18 protein-coding genes and 6 riboswitches are annotated in these 22,935 nt (G+C 52.9%); of the genes, 10 read left to right on the top strand and 8 right to left on the bottom strand.

Annotated elements, in window-relative coordinates; genetic code table 11:
• The first annotated feature begins 93 nt into the window (after positions 1-93).
• On the top strand, positions 94-510 hold the full coding sequence (locus WC562_07050; protein ID MFA5055907.1) for a secondary thiamine-phosphate synthase enzyme YjbQ: 417 nt from the start codon (positions 94-96) through the stop codon (positions 508-510).
• A 24-nt stretch (positions 511-534) separates the two neighbouring features.
• Here the strand turns inward: WC562_07050 and WC562_07045 are convergent, their stop codons facing one another.
• The 7 genes from WC562_07045 to modA all read right to left on the bottom strand — a co-directional run bounded on the left by WC562_07045 (position 535) and on the right by modA (position 6,820).
• Positions 535-744: a TOBE domain-containing protein gene (locus WC562_07045; protein ID MFA5055906.1), complete on the bottom strand. Its 210-nt coding sequence runs from the start codon at positions 742-744 to the stop codon at positions 535-537.
• A gap of 80 nt (positions 745-824) precedes the next feature.
• The gene (locus WC562_07040; protein MFA5055905.1) at positions 825-1,904 is read right to left on the bottom strand and encodes an ABC transporter ATP-binding protein; all 1,080 of its coding nucleotides are present in this window, start codon (positions 1,902-1,904) and stop codon (positions 825-827) included.
• A gap of 42 nt (positions 1,905-1,946) precedes the next feature.
• Complete coding sequence (locus WC562_07035) at positions 1,947-2,675, bottom strand: ABC transporter permease (protein MFA5055904.1); 729 nt, start codon at positions 2,673-2,675, stop codon at positions 1,947-1,949.
• 21 nt (positions 2,676-2,696) lie between these two features.
• Positions 2,697-3,578, bottom strand: coding sequence for a substrate-binding domain-containing protein (locus tag WC562_07030; GenBank protein MFA5055903.1), 882 nt, complete (start codon positions 3,576-3,578; stop codon positions 2,697-2,699).
• A 73-nt stretch (positions 3,579-3,651) separates the two neighbouring features.
• A riboswitch (molybdenum cofactor riboswitch) is annotated at positions 3,652-3,785 on the bottom strand.
• Between the two features lie 382 nt (positions 3,786-4,167).
• Complete coding sequence (locus WC562_07025) at positions 4,168-5,247, bottom strand: ATP-binding cassette domain-containing protein (protein ID MFA5055902.1); 1,080 nt, start codon at positions 5,245-5,247, stop codon at positions 4,168-4,170.
• A gap of 52 nt (positions 5,248-5,299) precedes the next feature.
• The gene (gene modB / locus WC562_07020) at positions 5,300-5,986 is read right to left on the bottom strand and encodes a molybdate ABC transporter permease subunit (protein MFA5055901.1); all 687 of its coding nucleotides are present in this window, start codon (positions 5,984-5,986) and stop codon (positions 5,300-5,302) included.
• Between the two features lie 27 nt (positions 5,987-6,013).
• Positions 6,014-6,820, bottom strand: coding sequence for a molybdate ABC transporter substrate-binding protein (gene modA, locus WC562_07015; protein MFA5055900.1), 807 nt, complete (start codon positions 6,818-6,820; stop codon positions 6,014-6,016).
• A gap of 81 nt (positions 6,821-6,901) precedes the next feature.
• Positions 6,902-7,021, bottom strand: a riboswitch (molybdenum cofactor riboswitch).
• Between the two features lie 101 nt (positions 7,022-7,122).
• Positions 7,123-7,243, bottom strand: a riboswitch (molybdenum cofactor riboswitch).
• A 451-nt stretch (positions 7,244-7,694) separates the two neighbouring features.
• Positions 7,695-7,815, top strand: a riboswitch (molybdenum cofactor riboswitch).
• A 195-nt stretch (positions 7,816-8,010) separates the two neighbouring features.
• A riboswitch (molybdenum cofactor riboswitch) is annotated at positions 8,011-8,132 on the top strand.
• A 93-nt stretch (positions 8,133-8,225) separates the two neighbouring features.
• On the opposite strand from modA, the gene WC562_07010 reads away from it, so the two are divergent.
• The 8 genes from WC562_07010 (at position 8,226) to WC562_06975 (ending at position 18,737) form a co-directional block, all read left to right on the top strand.
• Positions 8,226-9,014: a 4Fe-4S dicluster domain-containing protein gene (locus WC562_07010; protein ID MFA5055899.1), complete on the top strand. Its 789-nt coding sequence runs from the start codon at positions 8,226-8,228 to the stop codon at positions 9,012-9,014.
• Position 9,015: 1 nt separating this feature from the next.
• Entirely contained in the window at positions 9,016-9,723 is a 708-nt protein-coding gene (locus WC562_07005) for a cytochrome b/b6 domain-containing protein (GenBank protein MFA5055898.1), read from the top strand.
• Positions 9,724-9,783: 60 nt separating this feature from the next.
• A complete protein-coding gene (gene fdnG, locus WC562_07000) occupies positions 9,784-12,849 on the top strand; it encodes a formate dehydrogenase-N subunit alpha (protein ID MFA5055897.1) in 3,066 nt (1,021 codons plus the stop codon).
• Between the two features lie 26 nt (positions 12,850-12,875).
• Positions 12,876-13,841 (top strand): formate dehydrogenase accessory protein FdhE, encoded by a 966-nt coding sequence (locus WC562_06995; GenBank protein MFA5055896.1) that lies wholly within the window; start codon positions 12,876-12,878, stop codon positions 13,839-13,841.
• 1 nt (position 13,842) lies between these two features.
• Entirely contained in the window at positions 13,843-15,522 is a 1,680-nt protein-coding gene (locus tag WC562_06990) for an FmdE family protein (GenBank protein MFA5055895.1), read from the top strand.
• Positions 15,523-15,561: 39 nt separating this feature from the next.
• Positions 15,562-16,098 (top strand): hypothetical protein, encoded by a 537-nt coding sequence (locus WC562_06985; GenBank protein ID MFA5055894.1) that lies wholly within the window; start codon positions 15,562-15,564, stop codon positions 16,096-16,098.
• Positions 16,099-16,151: 53 nt separating this feature from the next.
• Positions 16,152-16,289, top strand: a complete 138-nt coding sequence (locus WC562_06980; protein MFA5055893.1) for a hypothetical protein — start codon at positions 16,152-16,154, stop codon at positions 16,287-16,289.
• A gap of 261 nt (positions 16,290-16,550) precedes the next feature.
• Positions 16,551-18,737 carry a molybdopterin-dependent oxidoreductase gene (locus WC562_06975; protein MFA5055892.1) on the top strand — a complete coding sequence of 729 codons (2,187 nt, stop codon included), beginning with the start codon at positions 16,551-16,553 and terminating at the stop codon, positions 18,735-18,737.
• Between the two features lie 170 nt (positions 18,738-18,907).
• On the opposite strand, the gene fdhD is transcribed toward WC562_06975, so the two are convergent.
• The gene (gene fdhD, locus WC562_06970; protein MFA5055891.1) at positions 18,908-19,603 is read right to left on the bottom strand and encodes a formate dehydrogenase accessory sulfurtransferase FdhD; all 696 of its coding nucleotides are present in this window, start codon (positions 19,601-19,603) and stop codon (positions 18,908-18,910) included.
• Between the two features lie 174 nt (positions 19,604-19,777).
• A riboswitch (molybdenum cofactor riboswitch) is annotated at positions 19,778-19,899 on the top strand.
• 74 nt (positions 19,900-19,973) lie between these two features.
• Here fdhD and WC562_06965 point away from each other — a divergent pair.
• Positions 19,974-22,847: a molybdopterin-dependent aldehyde oxidoreductase gene (locus WC562_06965; protein MFA5055890.1), complete on the top strand. Its 2,874-nt coding sequence runs from the start codon at positions 19,974-19,976 to the stop codon at positions 22,845-22,847.
• Positions 22,848-22,935 lie beyond the last annotated feature (88 nt).

Here is a 22,935-nt window from a genome sequence, read left to right as displayed (position 1 = left end):
TGAAAAAGAGGTGCAGGAGAAGCTCCTGCCGGGGGAACTGGGGGTGTCCCCCAGTTTTTTCCTCCCCCAAGATTGGGGGTCAGGGGGTTGATAGTGGTCGTAACAGAGAGAATATCGATACGTACGAAAGGCGAGTTCGACGTCGTCGATATCACGTCCGATGTCGAACGCATCGTTTCTCAAGCTGGCGTCGAATCCGGCACAGTGACTGTTTTCATCAGCGGCTCGACGGCGGGGGTGACCACCATCGAGTATGAGCCGGGGGTGGTGAGCGATTTCAAGGGGATGTGGGAGCGCATCGTTCCTCGTGATATGCAATATAAACACGACGAGCGCTGGGGCGACGGCAACGGCTACTCGCACGTAAGGGCGTCGACATTGGGGCCGTCGCTCGTCGTTCCTTTCTCCAACAGGGCGCTGCTGCTCGGCACGTGGCAGCAGATAATCGTAGTCGATTTCGATAACCGCCCGCGCTCGCGGGAGATCATCCTGCAAATCGTGGGTGAATAGGTGGGTTTCTGAGTTCGGCAGCAGCTAGTCGGTCATGATCATTACGTTTGAAGCCTTGATCACGGCGTAGACCGCCTTGCCCTTGGCCAGCTTGAGGTTCTTTGCCGACTCGTTGGTTATTATAGATACAATCTCGTCGCCGTTAGCCGTCTTCACAATAACCTCGGAATTGACCGCTCCCGTCTTAACCTGTTTCACTTTTCCCTTTAATACGTTGCGCGCGCTGATCTTCATGACTTTCCTCCTTGTCCACTGTGAGGAAACTATGATAGCACAAAGCGTGATAATGTCAATGGATATGGGACATTGGACAATTACGCGCGCTTGATCACGTGGATGGCTGTGGCCTTGAAGCTGGCGAACAGCTTGGAACCCATTGTCAGTTCCATCTCGCTTGCCGACCTTGTGGTAACGACTCCCAGCAGCGGCATACCGCAGTCGAGCTCAATCCGTGTCAGCGGGCCGAGCGGCACGATTTTGTTGATCCTGCCTTCGAAGACGTTCCTCGCACTGGAGGCATCCCTGGTTCGTGTGAAAGTAATATCCTCGGGACGTATCATAACAAAGACGTTTTCACCGTAGGCCAAATCGGTAATCGCCTGGATATCCTCTCCGTTTACGTTGATAATCGCCAGTTCGTTTTCTTTTCCGGCGACTGTGCCTGGCAGTATGTTCTCGACGCCTACGAATTCGGCCACCTTCCTGTCGGCGGGCTGGCAAAATATCTCGTTCGGGCTGCCGACCTGCAGCAATTCGCCGTTTATGAGCACGGCGATCTTATCCGCCAGACGCTGTCCCTGCGGCATATCGTGGGTCGACATCAGGACGGTGGTCTTTCGTTTCTTGATTATATGCGCCAATACGTCCTCGATCTTGGATACCGAAACAGGGTCCAGGTTGGCGGTCGGTTCATCCAGAAGGAGAAGCTCCGGCTCGATTACAAGGGCCCGTGCTATAGCCACGCGCTGCATCTCGCCGCCTGAAAGCGTCCTTGCGTCCCTGTCCCTATAGTCTCCCATGCCGACCAATCCCAGCACCTCATCGACTTTACTTCGGATGGCGTGTTTTTGTTCGCGCCTCCACTTCAGACCGCAGGCTATGTTGCCGAAAACGTTCATTTTGAAAACGATAGGCTTCTGCTGAACCAGCGCCATCCTGCGGCGTGTGCTGTTTCTGGACTTACCGGAACGGGTTACATCGACGCCGTCGAACAATATCCGGCCGGACGACGGTGTGTCGAGCAGATCGATGAGCCTGATAAGCGTGGTCTTGCCGGCGCCGGTCGGGCCGATAACGGCGTAGGCGTACCCCTTATCGATGGACAGGTTGACGCCTCTCAGGATGCTGCGCTCATTATATGTTTTACATAGGTCTGAGATTTGCAGAAAAGTCATCTTTTATGAATCCCGTCTCTACAATTTACAAATTACAGTAAATCAGCCTCCCCAGGCCCTGATTCTATCCAAAAGCAATCGGAATACGCCCCAGCGCTTTAATCTCCCGCTTTTCTGCAAGGAATATATTGTGATATTTATAACGAGCGCGATCAGAAGCAGAAGTATCCCCATAGCCCAGGCTTTTTCAATCTCACCCTTCTGTGTTTCCAATGAGATAGCGGTGGTAAGGGTTCTGGTATAGAAATTAATGTTTCCGCCCACCATCATCGATATCCCCAACTCGGATATAGCGCGACTGAATCCTATTATTACCATTGTCAGCATGGCGTACTTTGCCTCTCTTACCGCCACTATGACCATCTGTATGCTTGAGGCGCCTAAAGAAGTCGCTGTCTCAGTTACCGATTTATCGACGCCGCTGTACGCGGAGATTACGAGGCCCATCATAATAGGAGATATGAGCAAAGCCTGTCCGAAGATGATAGCCTTGGGGCTGAAGAGCCATCCGAGATCGCCGAGTGGGCCGGCGCGCGACAGCAGAGAAAAAATAATGAGGCCGACGAGAACGGTCGGCATACAGTACAGGGATTGCAGTACGCTTACCAGTAAACCTTTGCCGCGGAATGTTCGAAAATGGATAAGGCTTCCGAGAGGAAAGCAGATGAGAACGGAGATGACACAGGAGGTCGCTGCGAACCACAGCGACCTCCCGGCTGCGCTCCATGTCTCAGAGCCTAAAGAGACTAACTGGTTCCAGATACTATCCAATAATTCTGAGTCTCCCGATCATTAGTTGCTAGGCTCGTTGCCGGCGCACGGCGTGAACAGGCTGTCGCCGTATTCGTCGGTGCCGTATTCGCCGATCTTCTGCTGAATCTCATCCGATGTTAAGAAGTCTACCAGGTTCTGCGCCATTGTGGGGCTTGTCGCTTCCGTGCATGCGATAACCGAGTAGACATTCAGTAAGATGCTGCCGCTATCCACTATCGGAACCAGCTCGATATCGCCCTTGTAAGCCAGGTATGTTCCCATATCGCTTAGAGTATAGGCCTGTTCCTCGCTGGCCATTGCAAGCGTAGGGCCCATACCGATCCCGGCCTCAATGTACCAGGATCCGGAGCCCTGAATGTCGCTGTACGTGTATCCGGCGGAGGCCCAGATGGCCTTCTCCTTGGAATGCGTGCCCGAGTTATCGCCACGGGAAACAAAGGAGGCGCTCTGTGACTCGGCCAGTGTGGCAAATGCCTCCTCGGGCGACATGCCGGCTATGCCCGCAGGGTCGTCCTCCGGCCCTACGATAAGGAAGTAGTTGTAAGCGAACGGGACGCGCTCGACACCGTAGCCGTCCGCGACGAACGTCAGTTCTCTGGACTTATCGTGCACGGTCAGGGCGTCAACGTCGCCGTTCTGCCCGTACGCAATAGCTATGCCGGTGCCGGCGTATAGAACATCCATCTCTACGTTGTATTCTTCTTCAAACAGCGGCTCCAACAGGCTCCAGAGGCCGGTGTCGTACAGGCTTGTAGTAGTAGCCACTCGGAACCTTTCCTGCTTGGGCAGCAATTGTCCGCTCTGATCTTCGGTGTCGGTGGAGCTGGAGCAAGCGAAGCAGGTCACCGCTACGCTCGCGATCAACACTACTGTGAGTATATATATGGCAAACCTTTTCATTATTTATCCTCCATCTTGTACAAAATGTGCTGGTATATCGTGAAACTGGGGAGCCTATGTAGAATGCAACAGACTATCCATAATATACCCTCCTTTCCAAAACGGGAGGTGTGGAGGTTTCCCTTCGCACCCTCGAGGCTCGCGCCTGCCGGCTGGAGACCATGTCACTTAAAGATTTAGGCCGCCAACTCGGAGAGCTTGTTGAGCAAATGCGAAGCGATTTTAACACGTATGTAAAATGAGTGTCAAACCAGTCTGATTATGAAGTAACTAAGAGAAACCAGCATGGAGCCCTAGAATACGTGTGCAGCAGAGGCCTTGAATGTTTAGGAAGCTTCACTCCCTTTGGATAACCCCAGCTCTTCGTAGGGGCGGCGTGTTACAAGGCAGACGACTGCTTTGTGTTGCCGATCGTCATATATAACGAGGCATATCTGTCGTAAAGGGATTCGGCGAACCGTTTGCCCGGGAGCTTGAGCGAAGATTGATGTTTTTATTGGTGCTCCCAAATGACGAAAGTCCGAACGTTAAATTGCTGTGCTACATTGACTGGCAGTGGAACGATGTCAATCCGCAAATCGAACGGGGGTCAACTGTCTATGACGGCGACATGATCCGGCGGCAGATATAGATAGCACTCCTGTCCGGGCAAAAGGAATCGTGCCTCCGACTTCGGCAGCACGGTCTCGATAGAAACACCCCTGCCGGAAACCGTTTTCAAACTGAAGCGGTAGTTGACGGTGGAGACCGAATTGTTCATATAGTCAAGCGAGCTCAGCAGCGCATTTTGTCCGGGTCCTTCCTCAATGCGGACATAGTCCGGGAATACGCCGATGGTGACTCGCTGGTTCGCTGCTAGACGATTACGTCCATTGGCTGATACCATCAGCCTGGTATTCAGTTCAGGAATCGTGACCCATACGCTGGAATCACTTATGTCGCTGACGAAACCATCCAGATAATTTCTTATCTTCAGCATCTTAGCCACCTTGCGGCTTGCCGGGCTGCAGATGATTTTTTCCTTGTGGTCGCACTGGGCTATCCTGCCCGATTCATATATCGCCAGCCTAGAGCTTAAACGATAGGCCTCAGCGAGATTGTGCGTCACCAAGATGATGCTGCCCTTGTAGAAATCCCGTATTCCCAGGAGCTCGAGTTCCATTTGTTCCTTCGTTACGGAATCCAAGGCGGAGAACGGCTCATCCATAAGCAGCACCTCGGGCCCGGGGGCCAGGGCGCGCGCTATAGCCACACGCTGCTGCTGACCCGCGGACAACTGCCTTGGATAACGATGTTCGAGACCGTTCAACCCCATTTTCTCTATCAATACACTGACTCTATCGTTTATTTCCGAACGAGTGCTATTTCTAATCCCGTAGGCGATGTTCTTGGAGGCTGTAAGATGCGGGAACAAACCGTAGTTCTGCAATACCAAACCCACCTTCCGAACTTGCGGCGACAAATTTAAACTTTTTGACGAATCGAACAGAACTCTGTTATTTAGTTTTATTAAACCCTCATCCGGTTGGATAAGCCCCGCAATGCACTTCAACGTCATTGTTTTTCCCGATCCGGACGGCCCCAATATGCCGAGTATATCTCCGTCAACGGAAAAACCGACGTCCAGGCTGAAGCCTGGCAGTGCCCTCTTTATTTTAACTTCTAGCAAGATGCACCACCTGATTGAAAAGTATTGCCAACGTCTACCTTATTCATCTAGATTAAACTATCTCCGGAACAGTTTTCGTTTTTCGCCTCGGTGTCCTCAGGTAAGCCAGGCAAACAAGCGAGGTAAAACTTATGAAGATCACTATAGCCGTTAAATACAGGGCTTGATCCATATGGCCGGCCTGGATTTCAAAGTAAATAGCTACGGGCAGCGTCGTCGTCTTACCGGGAATATTGCCGGCAAGCATCAGGGTGGCGCCGAACTCACCGAGCGACCGGGCGAAACACAGAACTGCCCCTGCGATTATTCCCGGTCGCGCCAGGGGTAATGTGACCGTGCGGAAGACATGCCATTTGCCAGCGCCCAGGGTGCGGGCGACGTCTTCAATATCACGATCCACCAGTTCAAAAGCGGACCTGGCCGTCATGTACATCAGCGGGAAGGACACCACCGTGGCGGATATCACGGTAGCCGGCCATGAAAAGACCACGGTCGTATCGAGGAGAGAAAACAGTTGCCCCATGGGACCGTTCTTGCCGAACGTCAGCAACAGAACCAGCCCAACCACCGTCGGCGGCAATACCAGAGGAAGGATGAAGATGCCGTCTATCAATGGTTTCAGCCTACCGTGATATCTTGCCATCCAGCGCGCCGCCAGGATACCTAGGATAACGGTAACCACCATCGTGGTGGACACCGTCTTCAGAGATACACACAGCGGCGTTAGATATTCATTCACAACTTTTGTCTAAACTTCAAACCAGAGTTAATTTCCGACCAGTGTGAAGCCATACTCCTCAAAAATCTCTCCCGCCTCGTCGCTGAACAAGAAGTCCTCGAATTCCTCGGCGGCGTCGGGGTTCTCACAATCCTTAATGAGAGCCACAGGGTAAACGATGGTTGAGTTCACTTCATCGGGGCCCTTGGCGACCACATGGACCGTATCAGATATCATGGCATCCGTCGCATAGACTATGCCCACATCGACATTGCCGCTCTCCACATAGGTCAGTACCTGGCGCACATCGGAACAGAGAACAAGCTTCGACTGCACTTGCGAATACATATCGTAGAACTCCAGGGCCTGCTTGCCGTATCTGCCCGCCGGCACGAACTCCGGATCACCGATGGCTATTGTACTCACGCCATCTCCGAGCAAATCATCGAAGCTGTGGATGCCGAGCGTGCTTTCATCGGGAACGACCAGGACAATCGTATTGTTCAAAAGGTCTCTGCGCGAATCATTGACGATCAATTGCTTATTCTGTAGTGTATTCATCTGAGAAGCGCCCGCCGACATAAATATATCGACAGGGGCTCCTTGCTCAATCTGTTGCTGCAGTGTCCCGGACGAGGCATAACTGGGCACGATTGTCACGTGCGGATTTTGTTGCATATACAGTGCATTAACCTCTTCCATAACATCGGTAAGGCTGGCGGCTGCAGCCAGGTTGATTGTAACCGGCTCGGTCTCCGTATTTGATGTGCTCGAACATCCCGTTAAAGCTACTGCTGATATCATCAACGCTGTCAATAAGGACAGGATGAAGCTTGTTTTTTTAATAACAGCCATTTTTAGCTCTCTTTCTTTTTTATCAATAAACAACCACAGTAAAAGACACTTTATCACGGGCGCCTTTCAATAAAAATGCTCGTAAAAAGTTTATCTCCTCCTTTCCAAAACACGGGAGGCATCGGCGTTTCCATCGATACCCATCGGCCGGTCTCCATAGGGTAAACCGTTAGGAGATGAGGCTCGGAGCGTCATATTCAATTTTTAAGCCAACAAAAAAGCGCCTCGGGAAGAGAGGCGCCTACGACAGCATAGCGATGCCAATAAAAAAAGCGCCTTTCACAAAGGCGCTTACGCAATACGCCATGCCCGTATGCTCTCCTTCCCAGCAGGTGGCACAGGCGTTTCCATCTGTACCATATAGGTCGCTTGCCATGCCTTCGCGTTTGGTTTAGGCGCAACGACTCGGATAGCTTACAGACAACCGAGGTAAATTCTAGACGACATTGTAAGCATTGTCAACTTGTATAAACAAGGGAGAGCGTCAAGATAAGTGTGCCAAGTATTTAGGTGATTATGCAAGGTTTGGCACCAAATCACAGAGCTAAATTACCAGAATTAGGAAAATATCTGTGTGCCTGTGATTATACCTGAACCACTATTCTACAAAATAGAGTGAGAAGCGTTCAAATGATCGCTCAATAGCTTATACGGTCTACACTAGCAGATAGCTGGAAGCAACTAACCGGTCTCGTCCTGCGGTGCCCCCCCCGAAAGGCTCTATCTATGGCGTTGGTATCACGCATCTTCTATCAATTGACTTGAGGGACAATCGAAAAAATTCAAGAGATCTTCCTTAAACTATGATACTACACTATCCGGCGTAGACGACGGTTGACACCATCTCTTTTGTCATGATAAAATCACGGCGGTTTATTAAAAAGCTATCCGAGTTGCCCGGCCTAAACCGCAAAAAAGGCATGGCGGGCAACCATACGGCGCAGGTGGAAACGCCTGCACCCCCCATTGCGGAAAGGAGAGCTTGCTAGTAGCTTCGTTTACTATTAAGCGCCTACCGCAACGGGGCGCTTTTTATTTTAACCAAATTAAATAAGACCCTTAAACCTGCCGTTGAAGGCGGAAGTCTGCCCTGGCTTCCGCCTTCAGCATTAATACAAGTTTGAATTTACATCCCATCCTTCAATTAAGATTGACACCACCCTTAACTTAGAGTTAAGATTAAGGCGGTTTATTAAAAAGCTGTCCGAGTTGCCGCGCCTAAACCATATAAAAGGGCATGGCGAGCAACCATACGGCGCAGATGGAAACGCCTGCACCCCCCATTGTGGAAAGGAGAGCTATTGTAGCTTTTTGTGCGTTTAAGCGCCTCCTTCCAGAGGGGCGCTTTTTTTGTGAAATTAGAACGACTGGTTATGTCATATAGAAAGAGTAACGGAGGGAAATAATGGCGGAAAAGGCTATTCTGTACGATGCCTCAAAATGCACAGCCTGTCGTGGATGCCAGATTGCCTGCAAGGAGTGGAATCAGCTCCCGGGCGAGAAAACCACGAATAGAGGTACCATCGAGAATCCACCCGATCTATCTCCCAACACCTGGCTTAAGATGAGATTTATCGAAGTGGGCGACGACGGGGACTTCCGTTGGCTGTTCGGCCGGCAAAGCTGCATGCACTGCACCGAAGCCGGCTGCGTTGAGGTTTGCCCGACGAAGGCGCTGTATTATCACGACATGGGTTTTGTAGCCTATGATAAAGACAAATGCAGCGGATGCGGCTACTGCGTGGCGGCTTGCCCGTTCAACGTACCCCGCCCCAGCGGCAGCCCAATAGGCATCAGGCACACAACCAAGTGCACCATGTGCCAGGACCGCGTAGTGGAGGGAGATCTCCCTGCCTGTGTCAAGACGTGTCTTTCAGGGGCGCTGCAATTCGGGGATCGCAGCGAGATGCTGGCGCTCGGCAAAGCAAGGGTGAGCGCTCTCAAATCTAAGTCTCCTAAAGCAAACCTGTACGGCGAGAACGAGCTCGGCGGACTGCATGTCCTTTATGTCCTTGAAGATGAGCCCAGCGTTTACGGACTGCCGGTCGATCCGAAGATAACCGTGGCAGCCACCGCATGGCAGGACGTTATAAGGCCTCTGGGATGGGCCGTGGCCGGCGCTGCCGTGCTGGGCCTGGGGCTCAACTACATCATTGCTAAGAGAAAGATTCAACTGAAGAGCAAGGGGGAATAAAATGACGACTAGCGCTAAAGCAAAGCCCGGCTCAACTCCCGCATCCGAAGTTATTTTTGGGCCAAAACCCGGTTCAGGCGAGAAAGTGCTGACACGATATTCCAAGCAGGTTCGAATATTGCACTGGGTCACGGCGATTACCTGGACCATATTGTTCATTACAGGACTTATACTCTTCGTCCCCGCGTTCAGCGGCGCGGCGGAGGGCAGTATCACCACCCTTCTACATCACTGGGCTGCGATAATCGTCTGCGTATGGGCGGGCGTATTCTTCGTCCTCAACCCCAAGGGCTCCATGGAAGGGATAAAGTTCGCTTTTAAATGGGGCAAAGACGACATCGGATGGGCCAAGGCGGCGGTGGGATACTACTTCTTCGGCAAAGAGGACAAGATGCCTCCTCAGGATCATATGAACACCGGGCAGAAGATGTGGTGGGTGCTGGTGCTTGGAGCGGGCGCACTTATGGTTATCACGGGGATAATCATGATGTTCTTCAAGACATCAGGAGCCTTTATGTGGGCGGGCACATTCCATGCCCTTGGTATGGTGGTGCTGCTTGCCATGGCCCTGGTTCACGTTTATCTCTCGGTGTTCCATCCCAAGATGCGCGGCATCTTCTGGTCCATGGTAAACGGAAAAGTATCCGCCCATTACGCCGAATCGCACCATAAAAAATGGTACGACGAGGTTACCAAGCATAAGAAATAATGTGAAGTCAATTGTCATTTAATCAATGATATTAAGCATATTAAAAACAGGGGGGAATGAATGCAAGTAACACGACGGCAGTTCTTAAAAGGGTCCAGCGCCGCCGTGGCCGGAGGCTTGACGCTGGCATCCCTCGGCATTAACGCCAGTGCAGCTAAAGCCTACGCCATGGACATGACGCGGGCCAACAAGGTAAAAAGTGCCAAACAGACGACGTCAATCTGCTCCTACTGTTCATTGGGATGCGGTGTGCTCTGCTATACGGACTCGGATGGAAAGATTATCCACGTAGAGGGAGATGCGGACCATCCCATCAGCGAGGGGACCCTTTGTCCCAAAGGCGCAAACATCTACGAGACATCGGCAGCTAATGAACACCGGCTGACAAAGGTGCAATATCGCGCCGCCTACAGCGATAAGTGGGAAGAGAAGGACTGGGACTGGGCTCTTACCCAGATAGCACGAAAGATAAAAGACAATCGAGATGCCGATTTCATCGCTACCAATAGTGACGGCAAGACGGTAAATCGGCTTGAATCGGTAGCTTTTCACGGCAGCTCCAACGTAGACACAGAAGAGTGCTGGATGATGGTTACCTTAGCGAGGGCCATGGGCTTGGTGTATATAGACCACCAAGCCCGTGTCTGACACGGCCCGACTGTACCGGCTCTGTCAGAGTCGTTCGGACGCGGCGCGATGACCAATCACTACATCGATCTGAGAAATTCAGACGTCATCCTGATCCAGGGAAGCAACATGGCGGAACATCATCCCGTCGCCATGAAGTGGGCGCTGAAGGCCCAGGAACGTGGCGGCAAGATAATCCATGTCGATCCCAGATACACCAGAACGTCTGCTAAGGCGGATGTCTATTGCCGGCTGCGATCGGGCACCGACATCGCCTTCCTCGGCGGGATGATCAAATACATCATCGATAACAACAAGTATTTCAAAGAGTATGTGGAGAACTACACCAATGCCCTTTTCAAAGTTCCCGACACATATACCTTTAATGACGGGCTCTTCGCCGGATATAATCCGGCCACCAGGAAATACGACACATCCTTGTGGAAGATTCACAGGGATGGCAACAACGTCACAGAGAAGGCCGCCAGCCTTGATGATCCCAACTCGGTATTCCAGAAGCTGAAGGAGCATTATTCCCGCTACGATCTGGACACGGTCTCGGCTATCACCGGGACATCAAAGGATGACCTGCTCACCGTTTACGAGCTGTACTCTTCTACCAGCGTCAGGGACAAGTCCGGAACCATGTGCTATGCCCTTGGTCAGACCCAGCATACCACAGGGGTACAGAATATCAGGTGCTTCGGCATAATACAGTTACTCCTTGGCAACATCGGCATCTGCGGCGGCGGAGTCAATGCTCTACGAGGCGAGCCCAACGTTCAGGGATCTACAGATATGGCTTTGCTGTATCACTATCTGCCGGGATATCTTAAGGCGCCTAAGGCCGGGCAGCAGACACTGGCCGAGTATGTTGCCAAGGGCTACACGGTCACGGGAGAGCCAAAATCCATCAACTGGTGGAAGAACTATAAGAAGTATATAGTCAGTCAGCTCAAGACATGGTTCGGCTCCAGCGCGACTGCGGACAATGACTTCGCCTTCTCATGGGTGCCCAAGGTCGATGATTCCCAAGATGCATCTACAATGACCATGTTCGACGAGATGTATAAAGGAAATGTGAAAGGCTACATTACCGTCGGCACCGACCCCGCGGTCAGCAATCCCAACTCCAACAAGGTACGTGCGGCTTTGAAGAACCTTGACTGGCTGATGCACGTTAATATCTTTGATAATGAGACGGCCTCCTTCTGGAAGGGGCCCAACGTAGACCCAAGCGAAGTCAAGACAGAGGTCTTCCTGCTTCCCGCCGCGGCGTCCGTTGAGAAGGAAGGAAGTCAGGCCAATAGCGGCCGCTGGATGCAATGGAAATACCAGGCTGCTACGCCTCCCGGGGATGCGCTCTATACCGGAGAGATCATGTACAGGCTGATATTGAAACTTCAGGAACTGTATGAAAGCGAGGGAGGCACATTCCCGGAGCCCATAAAGAATCTCAGAATGAAGGAAGCTTATGACGATAACGGCTCATGGAGCCCCCTAAAGGCAGCAAATGAACTGAACGGATTTTTCCTGGAAGACACTACTATCGGCACCACAACTTACAAAGCAGGTGAGCTTGTACCGGGCTTCGGAAATCTCGACGATTCAGGGAAGACGTCATGCGGTCTGTGGCTCTACAGCGGCTCCTTCACCAAGGACGGCACCAACTTGATGGAAAGAAGGGGTTTGGATGACCCGACGGGCCTCGGACTCTATCCCAACTGGTCGTTCTGCTGGCCGTATAACCGGCGCATAATATACAACCGCGCGTCGGTGGATCTCGCAGGCAACCCCTGGAACCCGGCCAGACCCCTGCTGCAATGGAACGGCAGTGCCTGGGTCGGCGATGTCGTGGACGGCGGCGGAGCTCCTGCAGGTGACCCTGCCGGCAAGCTTCCCTTCATTATGAAGACGGACGGCGTTGGCTCCCTTTATGGCCCCGATGGCCCGGCTGACGGACCTTTCCCTGAACACTATGAGCCCAGGGAGAGCCCGTTGGAGCAGAATATCATGTCCTCGCAGCAGAACAGCCCGATAATCAAGCTATTCTCCAGCGATATGGATGAGATTCGCAGCGCAAGTGCCGATTTCCCGATTGTAGCTACTTCGTACTCCTGTACCGAACACTGGTGTAGCGGTGCATATACAAGATGGCAGCCTCGCCTTACAGAGCTTCAACCGGAGGTCTATGTGGAGATGAGCGAAGAGTTGGCGCAGGAGAAAGGCATCCAGAACGGTGAAAAGGTAGTCGTAGAATCGATTCGCGGCTCCCTTGAATGCGTGGCCATGGTGACCAAGCGCTTCAAGCCTCACAACATGAAGGACCATAACGGCAATGCCAAGGTAGTTCATCAGGTAGGCATACCATTCAACTACGGATGGCTTTTCCCGAAGAACTGCGGCGACTCCGTCAACCTGCTTACGGCGACCGTCGGCGATGGAAACGCACAGACCCCTGAGTATAAAGCCTTCATGGTAAACGTGAGAAAAATATAATCACACCGTACGGGGTTTACGAATAAATGAAGAAGATGCCCCACTTCGACGAAGTGGGGCATCTTTTATCTGGTCAGGAGATATTCATGGGCAAAGAGGTCAAACCGGAAGAAGCAGTAAGAAGGATAGAAAAAGTCTTTGATAAGAGGATTAAAGAGATTCCATCCCTGAAGTCCATACTGGACCCTTTCAAAAAACTCCTTATTGAAAGAGAATATATTAAGGCTGAGATTTCCAGTCGTACTGATATCGATGTTTCAGCGCCGGACAAGGAGCAGTTCGCTAAGGGAGAGCCGATGCTGAAAACGGAAACCATCGCCTCACTTATCGACACATGGGGAGAGACTATGAAGCGTTCAGCCTCGGCTTTAGAGAGATCTTTTCCTAAAATAAGGCCGGAAATCACAAAGCTGACGCAAGCTCTGGATACCGGCCAAATCGATGTCAAGGATTGCCTTTTGGCGATTTTCACGGGTGAAGATAATGAGTTGGATGGTACAGCTTCACGGCTCGGCATTCAGCCCAATATGCTGCGATTCCTGCTGATTCAGATATCTAAACCTTTCATCGAGAAAAGGGCTCAGAGATTCCATGACCTTATCAAAGAAATGCCGTGGTTTAAGGGCTACTGTCCAATATGCGGGTCGTCTCCCGAATTAAGCTTCCTTCATGGTAAAGAAGGCCAGAGGTGGCTGAGATGTTCTCTCTGCGGTTATGAATGGCGCTTCAAGAGGACGGAATGTCCATATTGCGGTTACGAAGGTAAGAAGGGAAAGCAGCTAGACTATATTGAAGGCCGAAATAAGGAATGGGCCGAGTCCTGTCCCGAGTGTAAGAGATACATCGTTGGCACGGACCTTGGAGCAAGTACCGAGACCGCTACGGAGGCGGTTGCCCCCGGTCTGATATACTTAGACATACTGGCGCAGGACAAGGGATTCACCCCGATCGCCGTTTGCGCATGGAATATGGTTACTGAATCAGGAGAATGAGATGGAAGGCCACAAAAAGAATAAGCAGACACACGCCACATCCCCCATCGAGCATGTAGGACAATATACATTCGAAGAGTTTCTCGAACGTATCAAATCCTTCCACGGCTATGCGGCCCCGGGAGTGATCATCGGCAGCATCATGGTGGATATGGCCATGGAAAAAATCGCCAAGGGAGTACTGTTCGACGTTGTCTGCGAGACTTTCTCCTGTCTGCCGGACTCGGTCCAGCTTCTCACACCGTGCACCGTAGGGAACGGCTGGCTCAGGGTAATCAACCTGGGACGCTATGCTATAAGCCTCTACGACAAGTACACCGGCGAAGGCGTTCGCGTCTATCTCGATGCAGACAAACTGAAAGACTGGAAAGAAATTCAAGCGTGGTTTCTGAAACTCAAGGGAAAGCGTGAGCAGAATGACGCCATTCTCAAGGAGCAGATACGGCTGGCGGGCCGCAGTATCTACACGCTTCATCCCATAAAGATAAAGTCCGTTTATCTAGGAAAACACTCGAAGGGAATAATAGGTATCTGCAGTACGTGCGGAGAAGCCTATCCCGTGCAGGACGGTGCAGTCTGCCGGGGATGCCAGGGAGAAGCGCCGTACGAATCCGTTGCATTCGACCCCGCGTCAATTTTCAGCGGACCTCTCCTTAAGACTGTATCGATAGAACAAGCCGTAGGAAAGACGGCTCTTCATGATATGACCGAAATCATTCCCGGTGAGAGCAAAGGCCCGGCCCTCAAGAGCGGCCAGGAGATCAGCGCAGGCGATATGTGCCGTTTGCAGCAGATGGGCCGCCGCAATATCTATGTTATCGAAGACAATGCAGTAGGCGCGGATTGGGTTCACGAGAACGAAGCGGCTATGGCGTTTGCCAAGGCGATGGCGGGAGAGGGCACAACCTTCCAGGGACCGCCAAGGGAGGGCAGGATTCGAATCACCGCTGCCCGCAACGGCCTGCTGATCGTCGACAAAGAGCGCTTAGAACGATTCAATAACGTTCCGGGAGCAATGGGTGCATCCCAGAAAGGTTTTTCACCTGTGGCTAAGGGCGAGGAGGTCGCCAGCACGCGCGCCATCCCGCTTTATCTGCCAGCCTCCGATTTCCGCACCGCCATGGCGATCCTGGCCGAGGACTCTCTCTTCAAGGTGCTCCCGCTGCGCAAATCTAAAGCGGGGATACTGGTCACAGGCACCGAGATATTTGAAGGCATCACGGAGGACAAGTTCATCCCGATCATCTCTTCAAAGATAAAGGCCTACCAGGGACGGATCGTGGAATCACGCATCGTGCCCGATGACCGGGACGAAATATGCAGAGGGACAAAAGAACTATGCGCCAAAGGGATCGACCTGCTGATAACGACGGCAGGTCTGTCCGTCGACCCGGATGACGTCACAAGACAGGGACTGGTGGATGCTGGCGCGACCGATCTGATATATGGTTCTCCTGTAATCCCGGGCGCCATGATACTGCTGGGACGCATCGGCGAGGTGCAGGTATTTGGGGTGCCGGCTTGCGCCCTATATTTCAAAACGACGGCGTTCGATGTCCTGCTGCCGCGGCTTCTGGCTGGGCTGTCCATCACACGACTGGACCTGGCAGCGCTGGGACACGGAGGGCTGTGCCTGCAGTGTGAGACCTGCCGCTTCCCTAAATGCGCTTTCGGACGATGAATGTCTTGGCGTTTTTGACCATCGAACGAGAGATAGACGATGGAAGATTTCTACAACACAATCAGAGAGAAGTTCTCCGAGATTATTGCGTCAAAAGGGCTGAATAATCAGCCGGTATTGATCCGTGCGAATCCCCTCAGTCCCTCACAGGCCATCGGAAACCCCGAAGATGAGGATTACCCCCTTTTAAAAGGCAAGGAGGTCATGATTCAGGCGGACTTTTTGGACTCGTCCGGACACGCCTTCACGGATATGGCAGGCAACTTTCATGGAACGCTGGATGAGATCATGTCCATGGAACTGAACAATAACTTCAGGCGGGCGGTGTTTATATCCACGCTCAATGCCGTGATGAGGCATCTGGGTCTTGCAGACAAGACCGTTCATTGCAGGGACGATGAGCCCAAGCGTTGCAGCCTTCAACTGGTGAAAACGATCGAGGAGAGATACGGACGTCCCAAGATAGCTTTCGTAGGATTCCAGCCCGGGATGATACGCGCCCTGTCCGAAAAGTTTGAGATGAAGGTCACGGATATGGATCCCGATAACATCGGCAAGAGAAATTCGGCATCATAATCGACGGGCCTGAGAAGACGGATGATAATCTTGCATGGGGCGACATCGCTCTCGTGACGGGAACAACCGCCGCGAACGGCACACTCGGCAACTTCCTGGGACTGAAAAAACCTGTCATCTTCTACGGCGTTACGATATCGGGGACGGCCAAATTGCTTGGACTCGATTCTTTCTGCACCTTCGGACACTGAGCGCCCGCTAGACTTAATGATCGGCTAGTCGACCATATATCTGTTCATCAAGCTCATGTCAATTCCCAAAAGGCTGCTCTTATCTGTCTGATTTCACGAAAATTGTCATTGTGCTACCAGTGATTCTACTGTTTTCCATAACTACTTTATGTTAGTCTATAGTTGCTGAAGACGTCGATTACATGGATGGCTCGTGTTTTTACAACGGTAGTAATGTGAATATAGGTCGTTCAGGGTGTTCGGACGAATCGGAGGTGTGAGATGGTTACGGAGATAAAGAAGGTCGTCTGCGGCTTCTGCGCCAGCCACTGCCGGTATAAGGTTGAGGTGGAGGATGGGAGGGTCATAGGCTACTACCGCGGCGATGTGAAAAAGGATTCCCTGTTCGCCAAGATGCGGGATACGGTCATCGCAGGTTGTCCCCGCTCCAACGCCGCCGCCGACTATCTCTATCACCCCGACCGGCTCAACTATCCGCTGAAGCGCGCCGGAGAGCGCGGCGAGGGGAAGTGGGAGCGGATAAGCTGGGAGCAGGCTCTGGACGAGATCGCCGCCAAGCTGGATAAGATCCGCTCGGAGTACGGGGCCGAGGCGCTGGCCATAACCTCGTCCGGCGAGCAGAATACGGGGGAGGAGTACCGTACCCGATTTCAGTACCTGTTCGGCAGCCCCAACTTCCTCGGACCGCATAGCTGCGGCATAGGCATGGTGCTGAGCCATCTCATGTCCGGATGGATGATATATATGCCGACGTTGCGCCCGGAGACCAAGTGCCTCATGCTCATCGGCGCCAACCCGACGCAGGCCGGCCCCATGCTGGGGCACGTGATCAAAGAGGCCACCAAGGTCTGGCTCAAGCTCATCGTGATCGATCCCAGGCGCACCGGCGTGGCCGAGGAGGCCAATATCTGGCTGCAGCTCAGGCCGGGAACGGACGGCGCGCTGCTCATGGCCATGATACATTACATCATCGCGGAGGGATTGTACGATAAGGAATTCGTGCAGGAGTGGTGCTACGGCTTCGATAATGTGGCCGAGCGGGTGAAGGATTGCACTCCCGAATGGGCGCAGTCGATAACTGGCGTTCCCGCCGATAAGATACGAGAGGCGGCCCGCATGTACGCCACCGTGAAGCCGAGCCAGATATTCCATACCACCGGACTCGAGGAGCAGGCCAACTGCACCCCGGCCCTGCAGGCGAGGTATATCCTGGCGGCGATAACCGGCAACATCGATGTGGCGGGTGGCGACAGTATGATGGAGCCTCATCCCAAGTATCGCGTCGACGCCGATATGGAGCGAGAGATACGGCTCTCGCCGCAGCAGAGGGCCAAGCTTATGGGGGGCGAGCGCTTCAAGCTGTATTCGTGGACGACCTTCGAGGCCATGGAGGAGAATATCAACAGAGTGCGGGAGCGGCCTCTCTCCACGCCGTGGGTCACCGGCCTGGCGCACGCTCCGATGGTGTACCGCGCCATGGTCAGCGGGAAGCCGTATCCGATAAAGGCTCTGATCACCCTGGCCAAGAACCCGCTGCTCAGTATGCCCAACGGCAGACTGATCGCCAAAGGGATGATGGCCCTCGATCTGCATGTCGTCATGGAGACGTTCATGTCGCCGACGTGCCGGTTCGCCGACTACGTGCTGCCGGCCGCCTGCTGGCTCGAAAAGGCCAGCTTGCAGGGCGGCAACTATGCGCTGGCCCTGCAGGGCAGCGAGGCCGCAGTGCAGCCGCTGTTCGAGCGCAGGACCGACTACTATATGTGGCGCGAACTCGGTATGAGGTTAGGGCAGGAGAAGTACTGGCCCTGGACAACGATCGAGGAGTTCTACGACTATCGCCTGGAGCCCATGGGCGTTACCTTTGGCCGGTTCATGGAGGGCAAGGGTTACGACAACCCGGCTCCGCGCGAGCGCAAATATCTGACGAAAGGCTTCGGCACGCCCACCGGCAAGTTCGAGCTGTACTGCACGTTACTGGAGAGGATGGGCCAAGACCCGCTTCCTTACTGGAAGGAGCCGCAGGTCGGGGCGATGGATGCGGAGAAGGCGGCGATGGAGTATCCCATGAAGCTGATAGCGGGAACGCGCAACCGCCGCTACTACAATTCCCAGGGCCGCCAGATAGATGCAATCCGCAAGAAGGAGCCGGAGCCGAGGGCTCAGCTTAATCCGCGGAAGGGCGCGGAGATGGGCATCGCGGACGGCGACTGGCTGTGGATCGAGACGGCCATAGGCCGGGCTACCTTCAAGTGCAAACTCTTCGAGGGCATAGAGCCGGACGTTGTTCAGGCGGAACATGGCTGGTGGTATCCCGAGGATGAGTCGGTCGACAGTATATGGCGTTCGAATGTAAACGCCATCTCGGATGACGATCCGGATTACTGCGACCCGGTGAGCGGCAACTTCATCCTGCGCGGGCAGAGGTGCAGGGTGTATAAGGCTTAGGGATCAGGCTTTTACTTTATAGAGGCTTCCTTCAAGAAATCCGTTAGCGAACTCATGAACTTTACACCTCAAGCTATGATTAAGGGGATTGGTTGTACGTTTCCAACTATCAGCACACCGGAGTGATGAGACGTTTTCCTGGCAAGTTAAAACCTCTGATTTACATAGTCTCAACGACGACAGGGAACGACTCGTTCCGGATGAGAGTATATGTTGAATTCGTTGCCGCGCGCGAACCCGATTAACGTCACACCATATTTTAAAGCCTCATTAACAGACAGCGTTGTCGGCGCGGCGAGACTGGCCACTATCGGAATGCCTGCCGCTATCGCCTTTCTCATTGTCGATATTGTCTGGCGGCAGGAAGTCACGATCACGCAACCCGAAAGATCAATCCCTTTCCTAACAGCCGCGCCAATGGCCTTATCTATAGCACAGTGTCTGCTAATATCCTCGACGAAAAAGATGCTATCGTTGTAAACTATGCCAACTATATGAGTACACCCCGTTCTTGTATGCAGTGGGCAGTTCCGGTCTAGTTCTTTGATCCATCTCAGAATCTGGTCATCGGTAACCTGTAATCTAGATTCGATAATGGCCGGCTTCTGCGCCCTGGAACACCGTTTACGGTATACCGATATGGTATTGCCATCAACAGTGATATCGATATCGGACGGAGAGGCTATGCCTTCGGCAAACAGATGTCCCAGCGTAAGTTCTTCGAGATTCTCAATCAAACAACTCAACTGCCGGTGCATCCTGCCATCGATTTTTATAATAACCTCAGATTCGCGAATAACAGCATCCGATCGTGATATTATTTTGCCACCAATGACTTTTAGTATTTTCAATTCATCGAAATGCATAGGTTTTTTGCAATAAAACGAAGGATTCTTCCTATAAAAGATTGTTTCCAGATATATCCGACATGTTGTCCCCTAGTTTCGATCTTAACACTGAACTGCAATGTAACACATGGGCGTAATTTGAGTCAACGCTGGTTGACAGCACTCACGAAGTAGTCTAGAATTCATTACAGTTGTTAAAAAGCTATCCGAGTTGCCGCGCCTAAACCATATAAGAAGGCATGGCGAGCAACCATACGGCGCAGATGGAAACGCCTGCACCCCCCATTGTGGAAAGGAGAGCTGCAATAGCTTTGTGTGCGTTTAAGCGCCTCCTTCCATGGAGGCGCTTTTTATTTAACTAAGTAAGTATCTGTAAGGAGGATAAAGCATGGCACTAAGAAAAATGATACTCAGGATCAACGGAGCGGAACGCCAGATAGTATGTGAACCCGGCGATTCGCTGGCCGATATGCTGCGCGGCCTTGGACTGACGGGCACGAAAATAGGTTGCGGAGTGGGCCAGTGCGGCACCTGCTCGGTGCTCGTTGATGGAAAAGTTGTAAAATCCTGCACCAAGAAAATGGATAAGGTTGAGGAATTTTCAGATATCGTGACCATTGAAGGAATTGGGACGCCAACCAATCTGCATCCTCTGCAGCTGGCCTGGATGGTCTATGGCGGCGCGCAGTGCGGTTTCTGTTCTCCCGGATTTATCGTCTCCGCCAAGGCCCTGCTCTACACAAACCCCAATCCGACTAGGCAGGAGGTCAGGGCCTGGTTCCAGAAGAACCGCAATGCATGCAGATGCACCGGCTACAAACCCCTGGTAGATGCGGTCATGGCAGCCGCAAAGGTGCTGCGCGGCGAAATGACCATGAAAGACCTTGAGTTTAAGATACCTGCCGACGGCCGTATCTATGGTACCGCTTATCCAAGGCCTACGGCGCTGGCCAAGGTCACCGGCACCTGCGATTACGGATCGGATGTTAATGACAAGATGCCGCCGGGCACCGCCTATCACGCGGCATTAGCCATAGCGAAGGTATCGAGCGCGAAGGTTAATAACATCGACGTTTCAGAGGCAGAGAAGATGCCGGGCGTGGTCAAGGTTGTCACCCGCAAAGACGTCCAGGGCGACAACAAGATGTTCAACTTGAATATAATGTCCGCCCGCTATGAAGGCAATATGTTCGAGCGTCCGATACTGGTGGAGGACAGGGTATACCAGTACGGCGATGTCTATGCCATCGTCCTGGCCGACAGCAGAAAGCACGCCCGCGCCGCTGCCGAGAAGGTCAAGGTGGACCTTGAGGAACTGCCGGCATACATGACCGGTCTGGAAGCGGTTGCCGAGGATGCCAAGCAGATATTTGAAGGTTTCCCCAACCTCTACGTGATGCAGCCCATCATCAAAGGAAAGACCGAAGATGCAATGAAGACGGCCGCGTTCGTTGCTGAAGGCAGCTACTACAGCCCGCGCCAGCCTCATGCCGTTCTGGAGCCGGAGACGCTGCTTGCATACAAAGATGAAGATGGTGTTTATACCGTTCAGTGCAAGAGCCTGCTGGTCCATGCCGCTGCGGCTTGCTGTATGGGCGGCGTGGGTCTGCCCCTGGGCCCGATGAGAATCCTAAACAACCCCGTAGGCGCCACCTTCGGCTACTCGCTCTCGGGGAATACAATTGCCTGGATAACCGTCGCAACAATGGCGGTTGACGGCTACCCCGTCTGTCTAGATCTCGATTATGCCGAACACACCGTATGCACGGGGAAACGCGCCCCGGGCTTCACCAATATTAAGATGGGGTGCGATAAAGACGGCAAGATAACAGCCATGGAGTATGAACTGCTTTATGACCACGGCGCTTATGCCGACGTCGCCGGCCTTCTGATAGAAAAAGGCATACGTTTCATGGGCTGGCCGTATTCGATTCCCAACATACAGGGAGTAACGATGTGCACCTGCTCCAACCATGCGTTTACTACAGCCTTCAGGGCATTCGGCGCCATGCAGGCATATGCCGCGCACGAGCAACTGGTCGAGGAGCTTGCGGAAAAGTCGGGAATAGACCCCTTTGAATTCCGTTACAAGAACGTCTTCAGAGAGGGAGACCTGGGTATCACCGGTAATAAGCTGTCGGTATATCCGATGGTCAAACTGATGGATATGATGCGCCCCAAGTATGAGGAAGCGCTCAAGAGGGCCAAGAAAGAATCCACCGCCGAGAAGAAACGCGGAGTGGGCATCAACTGCGGCGGATACAGCGTAGGCAGAGGTATGGGCGACCAGTCCGATGTGGACCTGGAACTGAATCCGGACGGCACCATCACCAACTATAACGCCTGGGAGGATCAAGGCCAGGGCGGCGACATCGGATCGGTTGCGCTGACGCATGAGGCGCTGAGGCCTCTTGGCATAAAGCCGGACCAGATCAGACTGGTCATGAGCGATACAAAAATGTGCCCCAACACGGGAGCATCTGCCGGAAGCACCCAGCACTATATGGCAGGAAATGCCATCATCAACGCGGCCAAACAGCTGATGGACGCCATGCGCAAGCCGGATGGGACCTACCGCACCTACGACGAGATGAAGAAGGAAGGGATCCCAACCAAATATCGCGGCAATTATCCTACGCTCGGCACAACGGTAGACATAGACCCGAACAACGGCCTGGGAGATCCCAATCCCGAGTATAACTATGCTGTATACCTGTCAGAGGTTGAAGTGGACGTTAAAACCGGCAAAACGAAGGTGCTCAAAGTAACAGGATGTTTCGATGTCGGCGTCATCGGCAACAGGCTGGCCGTCGAGGGCCAGGCTTACGGCGGTATCGCGCAGGGCATCGGCCACGCACTTTCCGAAGGATTCGACGATCCGGCCAAGGACGTCAACATAGTAAAACTCGGCATCCCCTTCATTGAGGACGTCCCCGATGATATAGAGCTCAACTTCATCGAGACGCCGAGGCCGAAAGGCCCGTTCGGTTCCAGCGGCTGCGCGGAGTGCTTCATAACGGGATTCCCTTCAGTTATTAACGCCATTTACAATGCAACGGGAGTCAGGATCAGAGAGCTTCCGGCTAAGCCTGCGAAGGTACTGAAGGTTCTTCAGGATAAAGAGGCCGGCAAGGAGAGCAAACCTAAGAAGTACTGGCTGGGAATGGAGTTCAAGGACAGGATGCAGTATATGGCGGATCGCCCGAAGCAGGGGACCGGCTTTGACATCAGCGTTGAGGGCGGAATCAGGAAAGAGGAATAGAACTCCTTACACTGAAGCTTATCGTATCAAAGTTACGCGTTATTATAACAATCAGACTGTGAGTTCGCTTGCAGTCTGATTGTTGGTG

The sequence above is a fragment of the Dehalococcoidia bacterium genome, assembly GCA_041649635.1.
In the GTDB taxonomy this organism is placed as follows: domain Bacteria; phylum Chloroflexota; class Dehalococcoidia; order E44-bin15; family E44-bin15; genus JAYEHL01.
This window is presented reverse-complemented; position numbering and strand designations above follow the sequence as displayed.